This is a genomic window from Rhizobacter sp. P3_B12, from assembly GCF_056402895.1.
Window position 1 is genome coordinate 1 of record NZ_JBFUGN010000353.1, and the last position, 5662, is coordinate 5662.

Below are 5662 nucleotides of genomic sequence, written 5' to 3' on the forward strand. Positions count from 1 at the left end.
CAGGCCGCCTGAAAAAAGATTGGTGCGCGGCAGGCAACAGCGTGGTCCCTGCCGCAGGGCTTCCGGGGGCGCGGTGCGCTCCCTAGCATCCGTTCCACCCTCCGCAACTCCTGAAAGCCCACCATGAAGATCGTCGTGATCGGCGGCTCCGGCCTGATCGGCAGCAAGCTCGTGCAACGCCTGGCCCGCAGCGGCCACGAGGTGCTCGCCGCCTCGCCCAATTCCGGCGTCAACACGCTCACCGGCGAGGGCCTGGCCGCCGCGCTGGCGGGCGCGAAGGTGGTGGTCGACGTGTCGAACTCGCCGTCGTTCGCCGACGACGCGGTGATGAGCTTCTTCCAGGTCTCGACCCGCAACCTGCTGGCCGCGGCGGCCGCCGCCGATGTCGGCCACCTCGTCGCGCTGTCGGTGGTCGGCACCGAGCGGCTGCAGGCGAGCGGGTATTTCCGCGCCAAGGCGGCCCAGGAGGCGCTGATCAAGGCCTCGCCGCTGCCGTACACGCTGGTGCACTCGACGCAGTTCTTCGAATTCCTCGGCGGCATCGCGCAATCGGGCACCGGGGCCGACGGCAAGACGGTGCGGTTGTCGCCGGCCTTCGTGCAGCCGATCTCGTCGGATGACGTGGCCGACGCGATGCACGACGTGGCACTCGGCAAGCCGCTGCGCGCGACGGTCGAGATCGCCGGCCCCGAGCGCGTCCGGCTGGCCGAGCTGGTGCGGCGCTTCCTCGCCGCCAAGGGCGACTCCCGCACCGTGGTCGACGACGCGCAGGCGCGCTACTTCGGCGCCGAGATCGACGACCGCACGCTGGTAGCGGGCGACGGCGCGCGCCTTGGCACGGTGAACTTCGAGGCGTGGTTCGCCGGGCAATGACCCGCCTGCACCCGCCGCCGTGGCTCAGAATGGGTGCTCCCGACCTCTTGCCCCGATGGACACCGCCTCGCTCGCCTTCAACGGCCTGCGGCCCCGGCTGCGCGGCATCGCCTACCGCATGCTCGGCTCGATGGCCGAGGCCGAGGAGGTGGTGCAGGACGCGTGGCTGCGCTGGCACGAGGCCGACTACGTGGCACACGACGACCCGACCGGCTGGCTGGTCACCGTCACGACCCGGCTGTCGATCAACCGGCTGCGCGCCGCGAAGGTCCAGCGTGAGCACTACGCCGGCCTGTGGCTGCCCGAACCGGTGCTGACCGACGCCGAGGATTCGCCGGAGCAGATGCTGGAGCGGGCCGACGACGTGTCGGTCGCCTTCCTGCTGATGCTGGAGCGGCTCGCGCCCGAGGCGCGCGCGGCCTTCCTGCTGCGCGAGGTGTTCGATGCCGGGTACGACGAGCTGGCCAGCGCGATCGGCAAGAGCGAAGCCGCCTGCCGGCAGCTGGTGCACCGGGCCCGCGAGCAGCTGCGCGACGAGCGGCCGCGCTTCGAGGTGTCGCCCGACACGCACCGGCGCCTGCTCGGCCGCTTCGCGCAGGCGCTGACCGGCGGCGACTTCTCGGCGCTGAAGGCGATGCTGGCCGACGACGCGGAGCTGATCGGCGACGGCGGCGGCAAGGTGTCGAGCTTCGGGCGGCCGATGCGGGGCGGCCAGCGCATCGCGCAGCTGTTCTTCGCGACGAACCTGCGCCTGAAGGACGGGCAGCGCATCGAGCTCGCGCTGATCAACGGCGAATGGGGCCTGCTGCGCTTCTTCGACGGAGTGCTCGAATCGGCGCAGACCTTCGAGACCGACGGCGAGCGCATCGTGCGCATCCACGTGCAGCGCAATCCGGACAAGCTGGTGCGGGTGGCGAAGGCGTTCGGGGGGTGCTGATGCCTTCTTGTTATGTCGTGAAATGCCACATAAGATGGCGGCATGGCCAAATCGATCCGCGTCTCCGACGGCGTCTATGAACTTGCCGCGGCAGCCGGCGAGGCGGTTCACCGCTCGCTGGCGGAGCAGATCGAGTACTGGGTGCGCCTGGGCGCGGCCCTCGATGCCGCCGGCATCACGATGGAAGAGTCGCTGCTGTTGTTGCAGGGCGACCCTGGCGTCAAGGAGCGGATCCTGGCCCACGTCACGTCCACACCGGGGAATACCCGCCGACGCAAGACCTACACCGGCGCGGCATCGATCACCGCCCGGAAGGCGGAATTCGAGCGCGCCGTCGAGCGCGGCGAACGCGACCCGGAAAGCCTCTTCCTGTTCTCGCGTGAACGGGTGAAGGCAGCCAAGGTCACCGAGCGCTTGCCGGCCAGGCCGGGCAAGGGGTGGTGACACGGCGCAGGGCAGCCGAAACACCATGGCATGTGGTGGAGAAGCTGCTGAGCGTCTGCGACGACGGCGAGGTGCTCGTCGGCGGCCAGGCGCTGATGTTCTGGGTGGCCCGGTACGGCCTGAGCGTGCCAAAGCAGTTGCCGGTCATCTCCCAGGATGCCGACTTCCTGACCCAATCGCCCACCGCAACCGATTCCGTCGAGAAGTTCGCCCGTGCCATCCACGGCCAGGCCCGCTTTGCGCGTCGCCAGGCGCTCACGTCGCTCGTCGGGCAGGTCGAGCTCGATCTCTCGGCCGAGGAATTCGTCAACGTCGACATCATCTTCAAGGTGATCGGTCTCGACGCGAAGAAGGTCCTGCAGCGCGCGATGCACATCGAGTTCGGCCGGCACGGCTTCCTGGTGATGCATCCGCTCGACCTGCTCTGCAGCCGCACGGCCAACCTGCATGAGCTGCCGAACAAGAAGACCGAGAAAGGCGCACTGCAGCTCGGCCTGGCGATCGGCGTCGCGCGCGAGTTTCTTCGCGAGAGGGCCGCGAGCATCGCCCCCTCCGAGACCGCCGCCGGCCGCAGCCCGCTGCAGACCCTCGTGTCGGAAATCGAACGGCTCGCACTCAGCGACGCCGGCCGCAAGGTCGCGGCCCGCTGGGAGCAGCACGTGGCCGATGCGATCGACCCGAGCCTGATCCCGGCCGGCCCGTTCTGGACGCGCAAGTGGCCGGCGCTGCGGACCTTGATGTCCGCCGCCCATGCGGAGCGTTTCGCGCCCCCTGACGCCTGACCCTCGCCGTGACGTCTACTGCACGCCGGGCGTCACGCTGAACCAGTTCAGGTTCCAGCCGCCGGTCTGCGCCTTGAAGCCAAACTTGTGCGTGCCCGCGGTCAGCGTCAGCGTCGCCTTGACGGTGGTCCAGTTCTGCCAGCCGCCGGTGGCCGGCACCGACACTGTCGCGTACACCGGCGTGCCGCCCGCCTCCTCGAACGAGAACCAGCCGCCGCCGTTCAGGCTCGCGACGCGGAACGCGATCGTGTAGGTGCCGGTGCTCGGGACCGTGATCGGCGTGTTCACATACGACAGCCAGTCGCCCGCATCGATGTAGCCCACCGACTGCCCGCCGCCACTGTCGGTGGTGGCCTCGGTCTGCACGCCGCTCATCTGCGAGAACGTGCTCGCCTTCACGGTGGCGATCGCCGCCCCGCCGCTGTCGGCGCGTTCGACCTGCAGCCAGTTCAGGTTGAAGCCGCCGGTCTTCGTCGACACGCCCAGCACCTGCTTGCCGGCCTTCAGCGCGACCACGTGCGACACCGTCGTCCAGTTCTGCCAGCCGCCGGTGCTGGCGATGTTGACCGTGCCGAACACCGGTGTGCCGCCGCCCTGCTCCAGCTGCAGGCTGGCGCCGCTGGCTGCGGCGGCCACGCGGTACGAGACGCGGTAGTTGCCGTCGGCCGGCACGTCGACCGCATAGGTCATCCAGTCGCCTGCGTCGATATAGCCCAGGTTGTTGCCGCCGCCGGCATCGGCGGTGGCCTCGACCTGCACGCCCGACATCTGGCACCAGCCCTCGGCCTGCAGCGTCGCCGGCACCGCGGTGTTGCTGCAGGTCGTCGGCGCCGGGGCCGGCCAGCCCTGCACGATGCTGCGCGCGAGCTTGCCCGAGGCGGTCAGCGACGATTCGGGCCAGCCGCCGGTCGCGCTCGCGCCGCCCACCAGCGCGGCCGAGCCTTCGGGTGCGTCGTCGAGCGCCCAGTTCGCATTGCTCAGCTTGCGCGCCTTCATGAAATCGACCCAGGCGGCGGTCTCGGCGGTGGCCACGCCGCCGTTGCCGTCGGCATTCACCGAACCCCATTCGGTGACGAACAGCGCGAGGCCGTTGTTCATCGCGGTGGTCGCCTTGTCGCGCAGCCCCTGGCCGTGCGTGCCGGCGTAGAAGTGCAGCGTGTAGGCGATGTTCGAGAAGCCGGTGATCGGGTCGCGCGACGCCACGTCGGCGTCCTGCGACCAGTTCGGCGAGCCGACGATGATCAGGTTGTCCGGGTCGATCGCGCGGATCGCGCCGATCACCGCCTGCGCATACGGCTTCACGTTGCCGCTCCAGCTCGCGTCGTTCTTCGGCTCGTTGTAGATCTCGTAGATGACGTGGTTGTTCTTGCCGTAGGTGCGCGCCATCTCCTGGAAGAACTCGATCGCCTGCGCCTGGTACTGCCAGGCGTAGTGCGAGTGCCAGTCGATGATCACGTACAGGTCGTTGGCGATCGCCGCGTCGACCACCGCCTTCAGCCGCGCCTTGTTCGAGGCCGGGTCCTGCAGGTAGCCGCCGGCATCCTCGACACCCATCGCGGCGCGCACCACCTTCGCCTTCCAGTCCGACTTGAGCCAGCCCACGGTGCTCGCGTTGTAGTACTTCGCGCCCGGCCAGCCGTTGTTGCTCCAGTAGTAGCTGACGCCCGACAGGCTGCCCGGCGTGCCGCCCACCTGCAGCTGGTTGCCGCTGACCGACAGCGCCGGCACGTCGGCCAGCGCGGGGCTGGCGGCGAGCACGGCCAACAGCGCGGCGGCGAGGCCCGCACGCAGCGAAGACATTGAATTCTTGTTCGACACCATCACGCTCCCTTCGGTATGAAACCGTTTTCAAAATGGAGTATCGAGCGTAGGGGAGATTCGCGGCGGCCCGCGTTCCGGCCGGGTAACAGCGGGTTTCAGTGCGCCGGTTTCGGTGAGCATGCCGGTGCGCTAGAGTGCGCGCGATGGTCGATCGCCGCCTCCACGAACCGCTGGTCACGCCGGGCCCGGTGACGCACACCTTCACGAAGCAGGAGGTGGCCGCGCTGGTCGCGCAGTGGCTCGAGGTCTTCGGCCAGGATCGCTCTGGCGCCAATGCACGCGCCTACCTCTGGCACGTCTTCAGCTTCGAGCGCTACCCGAGCCTCTCGGGCGTTCCGGCACAGGCCGCGTACGACCAGCAGCAGGCGCACGAGTACATCGTGTTGTCCAACGACCGCGACCTCGCATTCAAGACCGACCAGCGCCCGGTGCGGGCGATGCTGCGCGACTACCAGGTGTTCCCGCCGAACCTCGCCTGGACGATGTCGTTCACGCACGAAGACGGCTGGCTCGGGCCGTACTTCGCGAAGCACCCTCAGTACGACAGGCTGAATGCGATCAACCTGGCGAAGATTCAGAAGGCACACGACATCGCGGCCGCACGGCGCAAGGGCTGGCTCTGAGCACGACAGGCGCTTGACGGCGCCCGGCCGTTGCAAAGAACCCCGTTCGCCCTGAGCTTGTCGAAGGACCTGAGCTTGTCGTGGGCCTTGCACGCTTCGGGCGCAACCCTTCGACGGACGGGCCCTCGACAAGCTCGGTCCCTGCTCAGGGCGAACGGTCTTGTCAGTCACCACGTCGACGC

Annotated in this window: 6 protein-coding genes; 5 read left to right on the forward strand and 1 reads right to left on the reverse strand. The window is 69.0% G+C overall.

Going from position 1 to position 5662, the window contains the following annotated elements; genetic code table 11:
- Positions 1-123: 123 nt before the first annotated feature.
- The 4 genes from AC1D01_RS18220 to AC1D01_RS18235 are packed head-to-tail and all read left to right on the forward strand — an operon-like array spanning position 124 to position 3036.
- Positions 124-873, forward strand: coding sequence for an SDR family oxidoreductase (locus AC1D01_RS18220; RefSeq protein ID WP_477868704.1), 750 nt, complete (start codon positions 124-126; stop codon positions 871-873).
- Between the two features lie 55 nt (positions 874-928).
- On the forward strand, positions 929-1810 hold the full coding sequence (locus tag AC1D01_RS18225; protein ID WP_477868706.1) for an RNA polymerase sigma-70 factor: 882 nt from the start codon (positions 929-931) through the stop codon (positions 1808-1810).
- Between the two features lie 42 nt (positions 1811-1852).
- Positions 1853-2254 (forward strand): TA system antitoxin ParD family protein, encoded by a 402-nt coding sequence (locus AC1D01_RS18230; RefSeq protein WP_477868708.1) that lies wholly within the window; start codon positions 1853-1855, stop codon positions 2252-2254.
- A gap of 35 nt (positions 2255-2289) precedes the next feature.
- Complete coding sequence (locus AC1D01_RS18235; RefSeq protein WP_477868710.1) at positions 2290-3036, forward strand: hypothetical protein; 747 nt, start codon at positions 2290-2292, stop codon at positions 3034-3036.
- A gap of 15 nt (positions 3037-3051) precedes the next feature.
- Here the strand turns inward: AC1D01_RS18235 and AC1D01_RS18240 are convergent, their stop codons facing one another.
- Complete coding sequence (locus AC1D01_RS18240; protein WP_477868712.1) at positions 3052-4836, reverse strand: cellulase family glycosylhydrolase; 1785 nt, start codon at positions 4834-4836, stop codon at positions 3052-3054.
- Between the two features lie 164 nt (positions 4837-5000).
- Here AC1D01_RS18240 and AC1D01_RS18245 point away from each other — a divergent pair, with 164 nt between their 5' ends.
- Positions 5001-5480, forward strand: coding sequence for a DUF4275 family protein (locus AC1D01_RS18245; RefSeq protein WP_477868714.1), 480 nt, complete (start codon positions 5001-5003; stop codon positions 5478-5480).
- The last annotated feature ends 182 nt before the right edge of the window (positions 5481-5662 follow it).